The 18,018-nt window shown below is 69.5% G+C and carries 11 protein-coding genes and 2 pseudogenes; 8 read left to right on the top strand and 5 right to left on the bottom strand.

Annotated features, from left to right (window positions below; genetic code table 11):
* Window positions 1-68: 68 nt before the first annotated feature.
* Window positions 69-1,703 (bottom strand): YibE/F family protein, encoded by a 1,635-nt coding sequence (locus ACZ5TL_RS01150; RefSeq protein ID WP_468586372.1) that lies wholly within the window; start codon window positions 1,701-1,703, stop codon window positions 69-71.
* A gap of 254 nt (window positions 1,704-1,957) precedes the next feature.
* Here ACZ5TL_RS01150 and thiC point away from each other — a divergent pair, with 254 nt between their 5' ends.
* The 3 genes and pseudogenes from thiC to ACZ5TL_RS01135 form a co-directional block, all read left to right on the top strand.
* Window positions 1,958-3,760: a phosphomethylpyrimidine synthase ThiC gene (thiC, locus tag ACZ5TL_RS01145; RefSeq protein WP_468586370.1), complete on the top strand. Its 1,803-nt coding sequence runs from the start codon at window positions 1,958-1,960 to the stop codon at window positions 3,758-3,760.
* 412 nt (window positions 3,761-4,172) lie between these two features.
* Window positions 4,173-4,526, top strand: a complete 354-nt coding sequence (locus tag ACZ5TL_RS01140) for a VOC family protein (protein ID WP_261680111.1) — start codon at window positions 4,173-4,175, stop codon at window positions 4,524-4,526.
* Between the two features lie 197 nt (window positions 4,527-4,723).
* A pseudogene (locus ACZ5TL_RS01135) lies at window positions 4,724-5,131 on the top strand (replication initiator); the annotation flags it as partial.
* 149 nt (window positions 5,132-5,280) lie between these two features.
* On the opposite strand, the gene ACZ5TL_RS01130 reads toward ACZ5TL_RS01135, so the two are convergent.
* Window positions 5,281-5,733 (bottom strand): recombinase family protein, encoded by a 453-nt coding sequence (locus ACZ5TL_RS01130; protein ID WP_468586368.1) that lies wholly within the window; start codon window positions 5,731-5,733, stop codon window positions 5,281-5,283.
* A 624-nt stretch (window positions 5,734-6,357) separates the two neighbouring features.
* Between ACZ5TL_RS01130 and ACZ5TL_RS01125 the strand changes: the two are divergent.
* A pseudogene (locus ACZ5TL_RS01125) lies at window positions 6,358-6,483 on the top strand (thiamine biosynthesis protein ThiC); the annotation flags it as partial.
* A gap of 112 nt (window positions 6,484-6,595) precedes the next feature.
* On the opposite strand, the gene ACZ5TL_RS01120 reads toward ACZ5TL_RS01125, so the two are convergent.
* From ACZ5TL_RS01120 to ACZ5TL_RS01110, 3 genes are all read right to left on the bottom strand, one after another.
* Window positions 6,596-7,465: a hypothetical protein gene (locus ACZ5TL_RS01120; protein WP_468586366.1), complete on the bottom strand. Its 870-nt coding sequence runs from the start codon at window positions 7,463-7,465 to the stop codon at window positions 6,596-6,598.
* 183 nt (window positions 7,466-7,648) lie between these two features.
* On the bottom strand, window positions 7,649-8,740 hold the full coding sequence (locus ACZ5TL_RS01115) for a metallophosphoesterase (RefSeq protein WP_468586364.1): 1,092 nt from the start codon (window positions 8,738-8,740) through the stop codon (window positions 7,649-7,651).
* 280 nt (window positions 8,741-9,020) lie between these two features.
* The gene (locus ACZ5TL_RS01110; RefSeq protein WP_468586363.1) at window positions 9,021-10,133 is read right to left on the bottom strand and encodes a LacI family DNA-binding transcriptional regulator; all 1,113 of its coding nucleotides are present in this window, start codon (window positions 10,131-10,133) and stop codon (window positions 9,021-9,023) included.
* A gap of 453 nt (window positions 10,134-10,586) precedes the next feature.
* Here ACZ5TL_RS01110 and hisC point away from each other — a divergent pair, with 453 nt between their 5' ends.
* The 4 genes from hisC (at window position 10,587) to cydD (ending at window position 18,007) form a co-directional block, all read left to right on the top strand.
* Window positions 10,587-11,666 carry a histidinol-phosphate transaminase gene (gene hisC / locus ACZ5TL_RS01105; RefSeq protein WP_468586361.1) on the top strand — a complete coding sequence of 360 codons (1,080 nt, stop codon included), beginning with the start codon at window positions 10,587-10,589 and terminating at the stop codon, window positions 11,664-11,666.
* 297 nt (window positions 11,667-11,963) lie between these two features.
* Entirely contained in the window at window positions 11,964-13,472 is a 1,509-nt protein-coding gene (locus ACZ5TL_RS01100; protein ID WP_468586359.1) for a cytochrome ubiquinol oxidase subunit I, read from the top strand.
* 20 nt (window positions 13,473-13,492) lie between these two features.
* On the top strand, window positions 13,493-14,497 hold the full coding sequence (cydB, locus tag ACZ5TL_RS01095; RefSeq protein WP_468586357.1) for a cytochrome d ubiquinol oxidase subunit II: 1,005 nt from the start codon (window positions 13,493-13,495) through the stop codon (window positions 14,495-14,497).
* A 12-nt stretch (window positions 14,498-14,509) separates the two neighbouring features.
* Window positions 14,510-18,007 (top strand): thiol reductant ABC exporter subunit CydD, encoded by a 3,498-nt coding sequence (cydD, locus tag ACZ5TL_RS01090; protein ID WP_468586355.1) that lies wholly within the window; start codon window positions 14,510-14,512, stop codon window positions 18,005-18,007.
* The last annotated feature ends 11 nt before the right edge of the window (window positions 18,008-18,018 follow it).

Raw genomic sequence — 18,018 nt, 5'->3', positions numbered from 1 at the left:
GTGCAGGATCGCTTCTTCCTACGGCGGGGCAGGCAGCTTCCGCTTCGGCTGGACCTTCGGGTGGGACGTCAGCGCTTGCGGCGCCGCCCCCTTCCCCCACGTGCCGGGACCGCTGCGGCCTCCACAGCCGGCTCCGCTCCCGAGCGGTCGGCCGAGACCACCAGCGCCGCCAGGGCGGTGGTGACCGGCACCGAGGCGACCAGGCCGATCGACCCGACCAGCGTGCGCACGATCTCCTCCGCGACCAGCTCGCTGTTGGCGACCGTCCCCACACTGCTCTGTGCGATGGAGAACAGCAGCAGCAGCGGCAGCGCCGCGCCCGCGTAGGCGAGGACGAGCGTGTTGACGACCGAGGCGATGTGGTCGCGGCCGATCCGGATACCCGCGCGGTAGAGCCCGCGCCAGCCCATCGACGGATTGGCCTCGTGCAGCTCCCAGACCGCCGACGTCTGGGTGACCGTCACGTCGTCGAGCACGCCCAGCGAACCGATGATGACGCCGGCGAGCAGCAGACCGCTCATGTCGATCGTCGGATAGAGGCCGTGGATCAGCCCGGTGTTGTCGTCGGTGTTACCGGTCAGCGCGGCCCAGTCGATGAACAGCGAGCCGAGCACGCCGATCAGCAACAGCGAGATGAGGGTGCCGAGCACCGCCACGGAGGTCCGGGCGGACAGGCCGTGACACAGATACAGGGCGATGAGCATGATGGCGCTCGCGCCCACCACCGCCACGACCAGCGGGTTCGAGCCCTGCAGGATCGCGGGCAGGATGAAGAAGTTCAGCACCAGGAAGCTTATGGCCAGCGAGACCAGGGCCATGACCCCCCGCAGCCGCCCGACGACCACGACGGCGACTGCGAAGATGCCGGCGAGCAGTGTCAGGGGCAGGCGGCGGTTGACGTCGGTGACCGAGTACTGCAGATCCGTCGGCGCGGAGGGCTCGTAGGCGACCACGACCTCCTGCCCCTCGTGCAACTGGCGGGACTGGTCCGGCTGGACGATCTCGGTGAACGTGCGGCCCTTGTCATCGCCGCTGTCGACCCGGATCGTCGCCCGCTTACAGGTGCCGTTCTCCTGCTGCACCGCGGAGGAGCCCTCGGCGGTGGAGGTGTCGCCGGTCGGCGGGACGCCCGAAGCCCCGGCCTGCTGGCAGCTCACCTCGACGACCTTGGTGACCGTGGCCTGCTCGGTCTGCCGGTCGAAGCCGACGCCGCTGCGCTCGTGCGGCGGGGCGCCGCCCGGCCACAGCACGGTGAGACCGACCAGTACGGCCGCGGCGAACGGGATCAGGACCGCCGCGATGACCTTGCGCAGATGCACGGAGACGGGGGCGGCCGGGCCGTGGCTGTGGCTGTGGCTGTGCCCGTGCCCGCCGTCCGGCGCGGAGCCGGGACCGTGTCCAGGCCCGTTCCCGTCATCGCCGCCGTGCCCGGAACCGGGCCCGCCGCCTTGCCCGGGGCCGTGACCGCCTCCAGAGCCGAAGCCCTCTCCTCCGGTACCCGGGCCCTGTCCTGCGGAGCCAGAGCCCGGCCCTCCGGAACGCGGGCCCTGCCCATGCCTCTGCGCCGGCCCCTGCCCCCGGGCAGGCCCGTGCCCGGCCCCGGCGGCGAAGTCATGGCCGTCGCCATGGCCGTTGCCGCTTGAGGCGCCGGATCCCCGGGGAGGGTCGGGCGGTGGGTAAGGGGGGCGCTGCATCGTGGTCACCGACCGATCATCGCAAGAACGAGGGGGGCCCTCTGTTCACCGCGCCAGAATTGCCGCTAGCGTGGAGGCACCTTTTGTACACGCGGGAGCTCGGAGCACCGGGCTGAGAGGGCGCTGACCTCCGTTCCAGCGATGTTTCACATGAAACATCACCGAAGTCGAGTGATGTTTCACACGGAACATCGGCAGACGGATACCGCTGCGTCGACCGCCGAACCTGTTACCGGGTAATGCCGGCGTAGGGAGTAGGTCTCATGACCAACAAGGACGCACGCACGCCTGCCTTCGTTGAGGACGGACAGTCCGAGGAGGCCGGGAAGTCCATCGGCTGGCACAAGGCGTATGTCGAGGGCACCCGCCCCGATCTGCGCGTGCCTGTCCGTCAGGTGCACCTCACCAACGGGCAGTCGGTCACGCTCTACGACACGTCTGGCCCGTACACCGATCCGCTCGTCGAGACCGATGTGCGCAGGGGCCTGTCGCCGCTGCGCGAGAACTGGATCATCGCCCGCGGCGACACCGAGGAGTACGCGGGCCGCCCTGTCCGCCCCGAGGACGACGGCATCAAGCACACCTCGCCCCGCGGCGGCCTCCGCAACCTCGACGCCGTCTTCCCCGGGCGCCCGCGCCAGCCGCGCCGCAGCAGGGACGGAAAGGCGGTCACGCAGCTCGCGTACGCCCGCCGCGGCGAGATCACGCCCGAGATGGAGTACGTGGCCATCCGGGAGAACGTTTCGCCCGAGGTGGTGCGGGACGAGATCGCGGCCGGCCGGGCGGTGCTGCCGGCCAACGTCAACCACCCGGAGATCGAGCCGATGATCATCGGCAAGCGGTTCCTGGTGAAGGTCAACGCCAACATCGGCAACTCGGCCGTGACGTCCTCCATCGAGGAGGAGGTCGAGAAGATGACCTGGGCGACCCGCTGGGGTGCCGACACGGTCATGGACCTGTCCACCGGCCGCAACATCCACACCACGCGCGAGTGGGTCCTGCGCAACTCCCCTGTCCCCATCGGTACCGTGCCGCTCTACCAGGCCCTGGAGAAGGTCGACGGCCGGGCTGAGGAGCTGACCTGGGAGATCTACAAGGACACGGTCATTGAGCAGGCCGAGCAGGGCGTGGACTACATGACGGTCCACGCGGGCGTGCGCCTGGCGTACGTGCCGCTCACGGCGAACCGCAAGACCGGCATCGTCTCGCGCGGCGGCTCGATCATGGCGGCCTGGTGCCTCGCGCACCACAAGGAGTCGTTCCTGTACGAGAACTTCGAGGAGCTCTGCGAGATCCTCGCCGCGTACGACGTCACGTACTCGCTCGGCGACGGCCTCCGGCCCGGCTCGATCGCGGACGCCAACGACGAGGCGCAGTTCGCTGAGTTGAGGACGCTGGGGGAACTCAACCGGATCGCGAAGCGTTTCAACGTACAGACCATGATCGAGGGCCCGGGCCATGTCCCGATGCACAAGATCAAGGAGAACATCGACCTTCAGCAGGAGATCTGCGATGAAGCTCCGTTCTATACGCTCGGCCCGCTGACCACGGACGTCGCGCCGGCGTACGACCACATCACCTCCGGCATCGGCGCCGCGATGATCGCCTGGTGGGGCACGGCGATGCTGTGCTATGTCACGCCCAAGGAGCACTTGGGCCTGCCGAACCGCGACGACGTCAAGACGGGCGTCATCACCTACAAGATCGCCGCCCATGCGGCCGACCTCGCCAAGGGACACCCGGGCGCGCAGGAGTGGGACGACGCGCTGTCCGATGCCCGCTTCGAGTTCCGGTGGGAGGACCAGTTCAATCTGGCCCTCGACCCGGACACGGCACGGGAGTTCCACGACGAGACCCTGCCGGCGGAGCCCGCCAAGACGGCTCACTTCTGCTCGATGTGCGGCCCCAAGTTCTGCAGCATGAAGATTAGCCAAAGCATCACAGAGCGGTTCGGTGGTGCGGCGGCGGAGGGAGCCTCGTCCGAGGAGATCGCTGAGGGGATGCTCCAGAAGTCGAAGGAGTTCGCCGAGGCAGGCAATCGGGTGTACCTGCCGATCGCCGACTGAGCCTGAAGCGCTGGAGTCAACGACTCGCGGCAAGTACTACTACTGCGAAGCGACGGGCCGGAACCGCAGCTTGGTTCCGGCCCGCGCTGACACCATGTACTACTGGCCGCAAGCGCAGCGCTGTAGTCAGCGCTGCATGACCCCCCAGGCGCTGCCGCCGATCGCGGCCAGAGCTGTCAGTAGCAGTGACAGGGCGGCCGGGGACATCTGAATACGGACGGACACATTCAGGTGCCTGCGATGCGCGTGGTGTCCCCTGGAGTGGTGTAGCAGCGATCACTTCTCGCGACTTGCTGCTTCCACATCGCGCTACTACGCCGCTCTGCGGGACACGATCCGCACACCGGACCGGCGCTCGACGGCAGTCACCCCCAGCCCTGGCAGCCAGCCGACCCTGTTTATGCTCACGCCCATGGCACTCGAATGGGAACAGATCATCGTCGACTCCTCCGACCCCATCGCCCTCGGGCGCTGGTGGGCCGAGGCTCTCGGCTGGGTAGTGGTCGACGAATCCGAGGAGATCATCGAGATCCGGCCTGAGCCGGACCAGATGCCGGGGCTGCTCTTCGTGCCTGTCCCCGAGGGCAAGACGTCGAAGAACCGGCTCCACCCCGACTTCCGCCCCGACGACCAGGAGGCCGAGGTCGCCCGGCTGCTCTCCCTCGGTGCCCGGCGCGCCGACACCGTGCAGGACGAGCAGCACTGGGTGACCCTCCTCGACCCGGAGGGCAACGAATTCTGTGTCCTGGGTGAGCGGAAGAGCTGAGCGGGGCCAGGCAGCCGTTCGGGCGGAGGTGCCCGACGGTTTCGCCCACCCGCAGCTGCCCCAGCCGCTGTTCGCCGACCCGGCTACACCACTACACGGGACATGACCCCGATGCGACAGTCGCCTACCTAGAAGTCGGTCACCTAACGTGTGAATGAGAGTAGATCACCGGCACCGAACCCGGTGAACGCCTTCTCGTGCGCTGCCGCAACCGCCGGGCAACCGTCTGCCCCGCGTGCTCACGCCTCCACGCGGGCGACACCTTCCACCTCGTCCGCGCGGGCCTCCTCGGCGGCAAGAACGTCCCTGCCACAGTCCGCCACCGCCCCCGGCTCTTCGTCACCCTGACTGCCCCGTCCTTCGGCCCCGTGCACCGCGCCGGGGAGCTGTGCCGCCCACGCCGTGACCGTGGGACATGCGAACACGACCGTCCTCGGAGCTGCGGCGCTGTCCACGGTCCCGATGATCCCTCCGCCGGCAGGCCCTTGTGTGCCGACTGCTATGACTACACCGGCCACGTGCTGTGGCACGCGCATGCGTCGAAGCTGTGGGATCGGTTCGTCATCGACGTCCGACGGCGGCTTGCCTCCTCGGTCGGCCTCGTACAGTCCCACTTCCAGGAGCATGCCCGGCTGTCCTTCGCCCGCGTCGCCGAGTACCGGAAAACGGGCGGCCGTCCACGTGCATGCAGTCGTCCGCCTCGACGGCCCGAACGGACCGGCGGACGAACCTCCGCCCTGGGCCGCGCACCGGCTCATCGAGGCCGTGCGGTCTTGAGCCAGTCGTTCGCCTTGATCCCGATCATCTTGTTGTTGCAGACCGTGCCGTCCTCCAGCACGTGGCCGCATCGCAGGATGCCGGTCAGCAGGTACTTGTGGACCAGGCCACCGCGCGGCATACCGGTTCCGCGTCCACGCTCCCTGATCTTGGCTGTGACCGCGAACCACTCCTTCGGAGTGATGATCGACTCCCACTCGCCCACGATGGGCTGATCGTCGCCGTCACGGACAAGCTCGCCCTTGATCTCGCGATATCCACACAGCCGCGCGTTCACCAGGACCTGCTTGACGGTCTGGTACTGGAAGGCGTTCCCGCGACTCGTGATGAACCCGGCCTCCTTCCACCCGCGCGTGATCTCGGAAATGGAGGCACCCGCGATCACGTCCTTCACCGCCTGACGGATGGCTGCTGCCTCGTCCGGGCGCAACGAGACCTTGTCGTCCTCCCATCCGAAGGGGCGCCACGCCGCTACCGACTGCCCACGGATCGCCCGGCTGCGGTGGCTGTTCCTGCTCCTGCGCTCCTTCTTCCGTCTCGCTGAGGGACATGGCGACCCCAGAAGCCCCTTGATCTCGAAGCCTTCGGCGTAGAGGTCCTGGATGCCGCTCAAGTCGTGGTAGACGCGTCCTTCCTGAGTGGTGAACCCCTTCAGTTACCGCTCCCAGTCACTTGGGCGCCGGTACAGCCGGTCGTCGTTGACTGCCATGACGCCGTGGATCGGGTACCCGTCCTGCGTCGTTCCGGCAGCAAGATCGGCGAGCAGCTGCTCGAAGTCATCGCGAACGATGTTCTCCTTGCGCGCGCTCTTGTCGTTGTCCGTGTAGCGGTAGACGACGAGCCATCCGAACCTTCGGGGCGGTCCCGGTCATGTCCCGGTGCTGGTCCTCGACGCCGTGGGCGTCCTTCACCCGGCCGTCGAACGATTCGTGCGTAGCAGACGACGCACTTCAGCTCCGGGTCGGCAGTCAGCATGGCGCGCACTTCCTCGACGGACGGCAGTCCCTCGGGCGTACCTCGCAGCTTGCTGACCAACTCCTCGCGTTTGCCCACGAAGATCTCGCAGGACATCCGCCGTGAACACGGCGGCACACGGACCAAGATCGAGGAGGGCATGGCCCAGAAGTCGGAGGAGTTCGCGGCGAGCGGGAACCGTGTGTACCTGCCGATCGCGGACTGACCCGACAGCACGGTGCGCTGCGCGGGGCCGGATGACCGGCTTGCGCTCCCTGAGGTGCGTCGCACGGGGGAGCGCAAGCCGACCGGCGGTCGCTGGAGGCGGGCGCCGGCGGCTACTCCGGCTGGTGTTCCGGCCCTCCGAAGTCCGGACTTGTGTAGTCCGGGCTGCTGAAGCTCGGCCGTGAGCCGCGGCTGCCGTCGTCCGGGCTGGTGAAACCCGGGCGGTCGTAGCCGAGATGCGGCATGCGGCTGACCGGTGCGGACGAGGAGGTGGGGTGCAGCGCGGCGGCTGCGCCCGGGTCGGCGAGCGACTCCCGCAGGAAGGGCAGGACGCCGCGCTCCAGCAGGGCCTCGCGCCATTCCTCCTTGGCCTGGTCGACCTCCCTCTGCAGCTCGCCGTACGGACCGCCTTCGGCCGTCGGCTTGTTGCGCAGGGCGGTGAGCAGCAGTCCCACCGCGGCGACGAGGATCGCCACCGCGGTCACGGCGCCGAACACCCAGCCCGTGGTGAGCATGGTCCGGGCGAACCCCTGCTCGGGGTCGAGCATCTGCAAGATGTAGCCAACGAGCAGGAAAATCGCCGCGGCGGTTCCGGCCAGGACGGGCGCGAGGACGGCGACGACGGCGACGGCGCCCGCGCCGGCGGTCTCGGCCGCGACCTCCCCCATGGTGGCGGCGAGCCCCGCCGCGCCCGTGCCCGGCTCGGAGGAACCGGACTCGGGCACGGACGGCGAGGAGGACGACGCCGGCTGGCGCAGCTCGTCGCGGACCTTGACGTAGTGCTGGTACTCGGCCGAAGCGGCCGCTGTGATGAGCGCGGTGGCGTTCAGCGCCATGGTGCGCAGTTGTTCGGGGTTGAGCCGCTGTCCGACAGCGGCCAGTTCAGGACGGTGTGGTGCGGAGCGCAGCGCCTCATCGAGGATCCGCTCGAATTCCTGGCGGTCCTCGCTCAACAGGTGCTGCGGAACGCTGTTCATGTGCATCCCCCGATGCTCCGTAGGGCTTGGGGCTCGGCATGCTGACGAGCCGTCGGGCAGAAACGGAGGGGAGCCTGCTACGGATAAGCCGATGGTAGAGCGGTGACGGTATGCGGTGACAGGGGGTTTACCGAAATTGGCCCCTCACCGGTCCGGTCGTCCGACGGAGAACGCCTGTCCGGTGAACGTTCACGTGGCCAGCGGCAGTTGCTGGACCAGCAGCTTTCCGGCCATGGTCACGCCGCCGTCCATCGCGATGGCGAGTCCGTCGGCGTAGACGTGCGGTCCCTCGACGACGGGGTCGCTCCGGTCCTCGTCCTCCTCGGAGCCGACCTCGCCCAGGAGGTAGGGAATCGGGCTGTGTCCGTGAACGATGCGGGTGCCCCCGTACGTATCGAGCAGGGAGCGAACGGCGTCCGCGCCGCCCTCGTCGCGGAAGGAGAACCGCTTGGTGAATTTGCGGAACAGGTCCCAGACCTCGTCCGCGTCGTTGCGCGTGAGCGTTTCGCGGACGGTGTCGTTGACCTCTTCGATGGAGCGGCCGTAGTCGAGGTAGGCGGTGGTGTCGGAGTGCACGAGCAGGTGACCGTCGACCTCCTCGACGGCGTCCAGGCGGGCCATCCACTGCAGGTGGTGGTCCTGGAGGCGGTCCATGTCGGTCTTCTGGCCGCCGTTGAGCAGCCAGGCCGCCTGGAAGGTGGCGGTGCCAGCGCCGGAGTTGACGGGCGTGTCGCCGAACCGCTTCGCGCCGAGCAGCAGCAGTTCGTGGTTGCCCATGAGCGCCTTGCAGTAGCCGCCGGCCGCGGCCGCCTCGGCGGACAGCCGCATCACCAGGTCGATGACGCCGATGCCGTCCGGGCCGCGGTCGGTGAAGTCGCCGAGGAACCACAGCCGGGCGGTGCCCGCGCACCAGTTGCCGGCGGTGTCGAGCAGGCCCTTGTCCTGCAGGGCGGCCACGAGCTGGTCGAGGTAGCCGTGTACGTCACCCACGACGTACAGCGGGCCCTGCCCGGTGCCGGCCTGCGGGGCTGCGGTGGTCTCGGGGTCCACTGTCACCTGGACAGTGTCACCCCGGTTGACGACGGGAAGGTCGCGCTGGGTCGGCGTGTAGCCCTCGGGGTAGGTCTCCTCGGGCGGCGGGGCGACCTCGCCGGGGTGGACGCTGTGGACGTACGGACCGGTCTCGTGGACGTACGCGGGCACCCGGAAGTCGCGCAGCGTCGCAGTCCGCTCCACCTCGGGTCCCTGACCGGCCCCCTGAGTCATCGACCCCTCCACCATCGCGCCGCATCTGCACCGCATCGGACTGCCTGGTCGTAGCGGCCCGCCGGTGTCGTGGGCCCATCATAGGAATGCGGATCGCGCCATGTGATGACCCAGGGGTGGTGAATCAGAGCAAGACTCCGGTTCACTGCGGCTTTCGCCCCGATTGGGCCGGTCTTCGACCACCGTGTGACCGTCCTCGCTCTTGTCGTCTTCGCGAGAACGATGCCTTCTCTCCTGGGGACCAGCCCCGTTTCTCCCCAGGGGTACGACCTTCTTTTTGCCCGGGGTGCGGGGCCTACGCGCCCTCGGGTGACCGCGGCGGGCTGACCGTCGTGCGCGGCGGGCGACGTTGGGATGACGTGCGCACGATCAGCTCCGTGGGTATCACCTGTTCCACCGGACGGTCGGATTCCACACCCTCGATGGCGTCGATGAGGAGCTGCACCACCGCGGTGCCGATGTGGCGCGGCTTCAGGGAGAGCGTGGTGATCGGCGGCTCGGTGTTGGCGTACACGGTGGACTCGCTGCAGCAGACCAGCAACAGGTCGTCCGGGACGCGCAGGCCGTAGCGGCGGGCGGCGGCGAGCAGGTCGGTGCCGTTCGGATCGAACAGTCCGTAGACCGCGTCGGGCCGGTCGGGCCGGGCGAGCAGCCGGTCGGCGGCGACGGCTCCCGCGCACGGATCGTGCGCCGGGTAGGCCTCGTACACCGGGTCCTGGCCCACGCGCTCGCACCAGCGCAGGTACGCGGTGGTCGACAGGTGGGTGTACGTGTCCGTCGTCGTGCCGGTCAGCAAGCCGATGCGGCGGGCGCCGGCGTCGGCCAGGTGGTCGAGGATGCCGAGGACGGCTGCCTCGTGGTCGTTGTCGACCCAGGCCGTGACCGGCAGCGCGCCGGCCGGGCGGCCGTCGGAGACGACCGGCAGACCCTGCCGGACGAGCTCGCTGACGACCGGGTCCTGGTCGGAGGGGTCGATGACGACGGTGCCGTCCAGGGCGACGTTCGACCACACGTCGTGACGGGAGGTCGCGGGCAGGATGACGAGGGCGTAGCCGCGGGCGAGCGCGGCGGAGGTGGCGGCCCGGGCCATCTCGGCGAAGTACGCGAACTCGGTGAAGGTGAAAGGTTCATCCCCGTAGGTCGTCACGGTCAGGCCGATGAGGCCCGACTTGCCGGTACGGAGAGTTCGGGCGGCGGCCGAGGGGCGATAGCCCAGCCGGTCGGCGACCTCGCGGACATGGCGCCTGGTGGCGTCCGGGAGCCGGCCCTTGCCGTTGAGGGCGTCGGAGACGGTCGTGATGGAGACTCCGGCTGCGGCGGCCACGTCTCTGATGCCGGCCCGACCCGGCCTGTTGCCTCGCCGTGAGGTTTCCGCGCGGCTCACCTGGTGCTTCCCTGCTGCTGTCATGGCGAGCCGATAGTAGGGCTCATGCGGTGGGGTAGTGCGGACGCATATGCACGCGTTGACAGGCACGTTTCTGCATGATCATTAAACCTCAATAGCTTTGGAAACAAAGGAGGTTGAGCGTTCCCATGCCAGTACGTGACGTGTCGGCGCGCACAGGCCTGCCAACGGGCCGATGTTGCGAAGAGGTCTCAACTCACCTGCACGGGTGATGCGCGCCAGGGCGTGAGCCACCGGCGCGTAGATATATGTGCGACGCGCCCCCAGGTCCGTACGCTTTCGTGCGGCGATGTCTCTGATGCCGGTGGGACGCGGGCAGCCCGGAGCCGGTCGTTCCGCGTGGCCGCCGGGTCGCTCCGCCGCGGGTATACGCAGCGGCGCCGAATCCTCATAAGGTGAGGAGTATTGGATGTCGGCGGCGGTCATGGGCCGCCGGTCTTCGCGAGGAGGACTGCGGTGAGCGAGACGAGCCCCAAGCTGCGCGCCGAGCTGGAGGGGATCCCCACCTACAAGCCGGGCAGGCCCGCCGCGGCAGACGGGCCGGTGGCCTACAAGCTGTCCTCCAACGAGAACCCCTACCCGCCGCTGCCGGGCGTCATGGAGACGGTGGCGGCCGCGGCCTGCAACTTCAACCGCTACCCGGACATGGCTTGTACGGCGCTGATGAACGAGCTGTCCGAGCGGTTCGGGGTGCCGCTGTCCCACCTGGCCACCGGTACCGGGTCGGTCGGTGTCGCCCAGCAGCTGATCCAGGCCACCTCCGGCCCCGGTGACGAGGTGATCTACGCCTGGCGGTCCTTCGAGGCGTACCCGATCATCACGCAGATCAGCGGCGCCCGGTCCGTCCAGGTGCCGCTGACGCCCGGTGACGTGCACGACCTCGACGCGATGGCCGACGCGATCACCGACCGGACCCGGCTGATCTTCGTCTGCAACCCCAACAACCCGACCGGCACGGTCGTGCGGCGGGCGGAGCTGGAGCGCTTCCTCGACCGCGTCCCCGGTGATGTTCTGGTGGTGCTCGACGAGGCCTACCGTGAGTTCATCCGCGACCCCGAGGTGCCGGACGGGGTCGAGCTCTACCGTGACCGGCCCAACGTCTGTGTCCTGCGGACGTTCTCCAAGGCGTACGGCCTCGCCGGGCTGCGGGTCGGATTCGCCGTCGCTCACGAGCCGGTGGCCGCGGCGCTGCGCAAGACGGCGGTGCCGTTCGGGGTGAGCCAGCTCGCGCAGGAGGCGGCGATCGCCTCGCTGCGGGCCGAGGACGAACTGCTCGGCCGGGTCGGCTCGCTGGTGTGCGAGCGCACGCGCGTGGTCGAGGGGCTGCGTTCCCAGGGCTGGACGGTGCCCGAGACACAGGCCAACTTCGTGTGGCTGCGGCTGGGGGAGCGCACGGTCTCGTTCGCCCAAGCGTGCGAGCAGGCGGGCGTGGTGATCCGGCCGTTCCCGGGTGAGGGTGTGCGGGTGACGGTCGGGGAGACCGAGGGGAACGACATCTTCCTGAAGGTGGCGGAGGGCTTCCGCAAGGAGTTCTAGTCACTCACCGTGTCAACCTCCACGGGATTGCGGTCGCGCACCGCCGTCACGATGTGCAGGTCGCTTCCCGATCTGACGTGCGTCCGTTTCACGTGAAACGGTGCACTTCTGCGCCGAAGTGCACCGTTGAGCGAACCCAGAAATCGACCCTCCAGTGCCAGGTGCCGGTCGGGCTATGCCTGGTGGGGCCGGTCGGCACCGTTCAGGGACCCCCCGCCTCTCCGGCCTCGAACAGCCATGCGTCATAATTGCTTGTGAATGTGAACGCTTTCACAAGCGTAGGTAAGGAGCGGCGACGTGGACCTGGCTTTGGCGCCGGAGACCCTGGCGCGATGGCAGTTCGGCATCACCACCGTCTATCACTTTCTGTTCGTGCCCCTGACGATCTCGCTGGCCGCGCTCACGGCCGGTCTGCAGACCGCCTGGGTGCGGACGGAGAAGGAGAAGTACCTCCAGGCGACCAAGTTCTGGGGCAAGCTCTTCCTGATCAACATCGCGATGGGCGTGGTCACCGGCATCGTGCAGGAGTTCCAGTTCGGCATGAACTGGTCGGACTACTCGCGCTTCGTCGGTGACGTCTTCGGCGCACCGCTGGCTTTCGAGGCCCTGATCGCCTTCTTCTTCGAGTCCACCTTCATCGGCCTGTGGATCTTCGGCTGGGACAAGCTGCCGAAGAAGATCCACCTGGCCTGTATATGGATGGTCTCGATCGGCACGATCCTGTCGGCGTACTTCATCCTCGCGGCCAACAGCTGGATGCAGCACCCGGTCGGCTACCGGATCAACGAGGCCAAGGGGCGGGCGGAACTCACCGACTTCTGGCTGGTACTCACCCAGAACACCGCGCTCGCCCAGGTCTTCCACACGCTCACCGCGGCGTTCCTGACCGGCGGCGCCTTCATGGTCGGCATCGCCGCGTTCCACCTGGCCCGCAAGAAGCACGTCCCGGTGATGAAGACCTCGCTGCGGCTGGGCCTGGTGACCGTCGTCGTCGGCGGTCTGCTCACCGCGATCAGCGGGGATGTACTCGGCAAGATCATGTACCAGCAGCAGCCGATGAAGATGGCCGCCGCCGAGGCCCTGTGGGACGGCGAGAAGCCGGCGCCCTTCTCGGTCTTCGCCGTCGGTGACGTCGACAAGGGGCACAACAAGGTCGCCATCGAGATACCCGGCCTGCTGTCCTTCCTCGCCAAGGACGACTTCTCCTCGTACGTGCCCGGCATCAATGACGTCAACAAGGCCGAACAGGAGAAGTACGGGCCCGGTGACTACCGGCCCAACATCCCCGTGGCCTACTGGGGCTTCCGATGGATGATCGGCTTCGGCATGACGTCGTTCGCCATCGGCCTGGCCGGGCTGTGGCTGACGCGCAAGAAGTTCCTCCTCCCCCGGTATCTGCGGGTCGGTGACGACGAGGTGCCGCATCTGGTGCTCCTGCCGAAGAAGGCGCTCGGCCCGACCCTCACCAAGTGGTACTGGCGCATCGCGATCCTCACCCTGGGCTTCCCGCTGATCGCCAGCTCCTGGGGCTGGATCTTCACCGAGATGGGCCGCCAGCCATGGGTCGTCTACGGCCTGTTCCAGACGCGGGACGCGGTCTCCCCCGGTGTCTCCCAGGGCGAAGTCCTCACCTCGATGATCGTCTTCACCACGCTGTACGCGATCCTCGCCGTCGTCGAGGTGAAGCTACTGGTCAAGTACGTCAAGGCGGGCCCGCCGGAGCTCACCGAGGCCGACCTCAACCCGCCCACGAAGATCGGCGGCGACTCCCGTGACGCCGACAAGCCGATGGCCTTCTCGTACTAGGCCGAGGGAGCTGCACAGTCATGGAACTGCACGACGTCTGGTTCGTCCTGATCGCGGTCCTGTGGACCGGCTACTTCTTCCTGGAGGGCTTCGACTTCGGGGTCGGGGTGCTCACGAAGCTGCTCGCCCGCAACCGGCCCGAGAAGCGGGTCCTGATCAACACCATCGGGCCCGTCTGGGACGGCAACGAGGTGTGGCTGCTCACGGCGGGCGGCGCGACCTTCGCCGCCTTCCCCGAGTGGTACGCCACGCTCTTCTCCGGCTTCTACCTGCCCCTGCTGCTCATTCTGGTCTGCCTGATCGTCCGGGGCGTCGCCTTCGAGTACCGGGTCAAGCGGCCCGAGGAGAACTGGCAGCGCAACTGGGAGACGGCGATCTTCTGGACCTCGCTGCTCCCTGCGTTCCTGTGGGGTGTGGCCTTCGGCAACATCGTGCGAGGCGTGAAGATCGACCAGGACTTCAACTACGCCGGCGGCGTCCTGGATCTCCTCAACCCGTACGCGCTGCTGGGCGGTCTCGTCACGCTGGCGCTGTTCACCTTCCACGGGACGGTGTTCGTCGGGCTCAAGACGGTCGGGGAGATCCGGGAGCGGGCCCGGGGGCTGGCGCTGCGCGTCGGGCTGGTGACCGCCCTGCTGGCGCTCGTCTTCCTGCTGTGGACGCAGGCCGACCGGGGCGACGGGGCGTCGCTCGTCGCGGTCGTCGTGGCCGTGGCATCGCTGGTCATGGCTCTGGTCGTGGCACGGGCCGGGCGCGAGGGCTGGGCATTCGCCCTGTCGGGGCTCACCATCGTGGCCACGGTGGCGATGCTCTTCCTGACCCTGTTCCCGAACGTCATGCCGTCGACGCTGAACCCGGACTGGAGCCTGACAGTCACCAACGCCTCGTCCAGCCCGTACACGCTGAAGATCATGACGTGGTGTGCCGGAATCGCCACCCCGGTCGTCCTGCTCTACCAGGGCTGGACGTACTGGGTGTTCCGCAAGCGCATCGGTACGCAGCACATCGCCGAGACCGCGCACTGAGGTGTGTTTCACGTGAAACCAATCGATCCGCGTCTGCTCCGGTACGCCCGTGCCACTCGCGTCTTCCTGGTGGCGGTCGTCGCCCTGGGCGCCGTCGGGGCGGCGCTGGTCATCGCGCAGGCGATGCTCATCGCCGAGGTGGTGGTCGGCGCGTTCCAGCACCGTATGGCGGCGTCCGAACTCGGCACTCCCTTGATGCTGTTGGCCGCTGTCGCGGTCGGCCGGGCGCTGGTCGGCTGGCTCACCGAACTCGCCGCGCACCGGGCGAGCGCGGCGGTGAAGTCCGAGCTGCGGGGGCGGTTGCTGGGGCGTTCCGCTCAGCTGGGGCCGGGCTGGCTGAGCGGGCAGCGGACCGGTTCCCTGGTCGCCCTGGCCACCCGGGGTGTCGACGCCCTCGACGACTACTTCGCGCGGTATCTGCCGCAGTTGGGTCTCGCGGTGGTCGTGCCGGTGGCGGTGCTGGCCCGGATCGTCACCGAGGACTGGGTCTCCGCCGCCATCATCGTGGGCACCCTGCCGCTCATCCCGGTCTTCATGGTGCTGATCGGCTGGGCCACCCAGTCGCGGATGGACCGTCAGTGGCGGCTGCTGTCGCGGCTGTCCGGGCACTTCCTGGACGTCGTCGCCGGGCTGCCGACGCTGAAGGTCTTCGGGCGGGCCAAGGCGCAGGCCGAGTCGATCCGGCGCATCACCGGCGAGTACCGCCAGGCGACCATGCGGACCCTGCGGATCGCCTTCATCTCCTCCTTCGCGCTGGAGTTGCTCGCGACGATCTCGGTGGCGCTGGTCGCCGTGACGATCGGCATGCGGCTGGTCCACGGGGAGATGGACCTGTACATCGGCCTGGTCGTCCTGATCCTGGCGCCGGAGGCGTATCTGCCGTTGCGGCAGGTCGGGGCGCGGTATCACGCGGCGGCGGAGGGACTCGCCGCGGCCGAGGAGATATTCGAGGTCCTGGAGACACCTGTCCCGGTGTCCGGCTCCGAGGCCGTGCCAGGAGGTGCTCTGTCCTTCGAGGATGTGACCGTCCGGTACCCGGGACGTTCGGCGGACGCCGTCTCGGACGTGTCCTTCACCGTCGAGTCCGGGGAGACGGTCGCCCTCGTCGGGCCGAGCGGTTCAGGCAAGTCGACGCTGCTCAACACCCTGCTGGGGTTTGTGCAGCCGGCCGAGGGCCGGGTGCGGGTCGGGGGAGTCGACCTCGTCGACGCCGACCTGGAGCAGTGGCGGTCCCGGATCGCCTGGGTGCCGCAGAGGCCGCACCTCTACGCGGGGACGATCGCCGAGAACGTACGGCTGGTGCGGCCCGACTCCGACGACGAGACCGTACGGCGTGCGCTGCGGGATGCCGGGGCGCTGGAGTTTGTGGACGCCCTGCCCGAGGGTCTGGACACCGCACTCGGCGAGGACGGGGCCGGGCTGTCCGCCGGGCAGCGGCAGCGGCTTGCGCTGGCCCGGGCGTTCCTCGCGGACCGGCCCGTGCTGTTGCTCGACGAGCCGACCGCGGCACTGGACGGGGCCACCGAGGCTGAGGTCGTGGCGGCGGTACGGCGGCTGGCGGCCGGGCGGACGGTTCTGCTGGTAGTGCACCGGCCGGCGCTGCTGGAGGTGGCGGACCGGGTGGTGCGGCTGCCCGAGCCCGAGGTCGCCGCGGTAGCCACGGTGCCCGCCGCGCTCCACGGAGCGCCCTCCGCCGAGGCCGCGCTGCCGGTTGCGGCCGCCCCGGCCGCACTGGTCGCATCTGCCGAAGAGCCTGTTTCAGACGGTGTCCTCGCACGCGTCCGCGCCATGTCCGGTGCCCGGCGCGGGCGGCTGGGACTCGCGCTGCTGCTGGGGAGTCTCTCGCTCGGGAGTGCCGTCGGGCTGATGGCGACCTCCGGGTGGCTGATCTCGCGGGCTTCGCAGCAGCCGCCCGTGCTCTATCTGATGATGGCCGTGACGGCGACCCGGGCGTTCGGGATCGGGCGGGCCGTGTTCCGGTACGCCGAGCGGCTGGTGTCCCACGACGCGGTGCTGCGGATGCTGGCGGACACCAGGGTCGCGGTGTTCCGCAGGCTGGAGCGGCTGGCGCCCGCCGGGCTGCGCCGGGCCCGCCGGGGCGATCTGCTCTCCCGGCTGGTAGCGGACGTGGACGCGCTGCAGGACTACTGGCTGCGGTGGCTGCTGCCGGCCGGGGCGGCCGTCGTCGTGTCGGCCGCGTCCATCGGCTTCACGGCGTGGCTGCTGCCCGAGGCCGGGGCCGTGCTGGCGGTCGGGCTGCTCGCCGCGGGCGTGGGTGTGCCGCTGGTCACCGGTGCTGTGGCGCGGCGGGCCGAGCACCGGCTGGCGCCCGCCCGCGGGGTACTCGCGACGCGGGTGACCGACCTGCTCACCGGCACCGCGGAGCTGACCGTCGCCGGCGCCCTGCCCGCGCGGACCACCCAGGCCCGCGAGGCCGACGGGATGCTCACTCGGATCGCCTCGCGCGCCGCCACCGCGACGGCCCTCGGCGACGGGCTCACCGCGCTGATCTCCGGCCTGACCGTCACGGCCGCCGCCCTGGCCGGCGCGCAGGCGGTCGCTGCCGGGAGGCTGAGCGGCGTGACCATGGCAGTGGTCGTCCTCACCTCGCTGGCCGCCTTCGAGGCCGTCCTCGGGCTGCCGCTCGCCGTGCAGTACCGGCAGCGGGTACGCCGGAGCGCGGAGCGGGTGTACGAGGTGCTGGACGCCCCGGAGCCCGTGGAGGAGCCGGAGCAGCCCCGGCAGGCGCCCGCGTCGCCCTTCCCGGTGGTCGTCAGGGGGCTGGCCGCCCGGCACTCCGGGCAGGGCCGGGACGCGCTCACCGGACTCGACCTGACCCTCGAGGAGGGCCGCCGCATCGCCGTGGTCGGACCCTCCGGCTCCGGCAAGACGACACTGGCGCAGGTGCTGCTGCGGTTCCTCGACGCCCGGGCGGGCTCGTACACGCTGGCGGGCGTGGACGCGTACGCGCTGCACAGTGACGACGTCCGCGGGCTCGTCGGGCTGTGTGCGCAGGACGCCCACCTCTTCGACAGCTCGCTGCGCGAGAACCTGCTGCTCGCGAAGAAGGACGCCACCGAGGACGAACTGCGCGCCGCGCTCGGCCGGGCCCGGTTGCTGGACTGGGCCGGCAGCCTGCCCGACGGGCTCGACACGCTCGTCGGCGAGCACGGGGCGCGGCTGTCCGGAGGACAACGGCAGCGGCTGGCCCTGGCCCGGGCGCTGCTCGCCGACTTCCCCGTCCTGGTGCTCGACGAGCCCGCCGAGCACCTCGACCTGCCGACCGCCGACGCGCTCACCGCCGACCTTCTGGCCGCCACCGAGGGCCGGACGACGCTGCTCATCACGCACCGGCTGGCCGGTCTGGAGGCGGTGGACGAGGTGATCGTGCTGGACCGGAGCCGGGTGGTCCAGCGCGGGCGGTACGCGGAGCTGGCGGCGGTGGACGGGCCGTTGCGGGGGATGGCCGAGCGGGAGGCGGCGTCGGAGTCGCTGGTGGCAGCGCGGTAGTGGCCTGGCGT

The organism is Streptomyces sp. NPDC033136, assembly GCF_055578235.1.
Note: the sequence above shows the minus strand (reverse complement) of the source record. Positions and strands in the feature narration are given on the sequence as shown.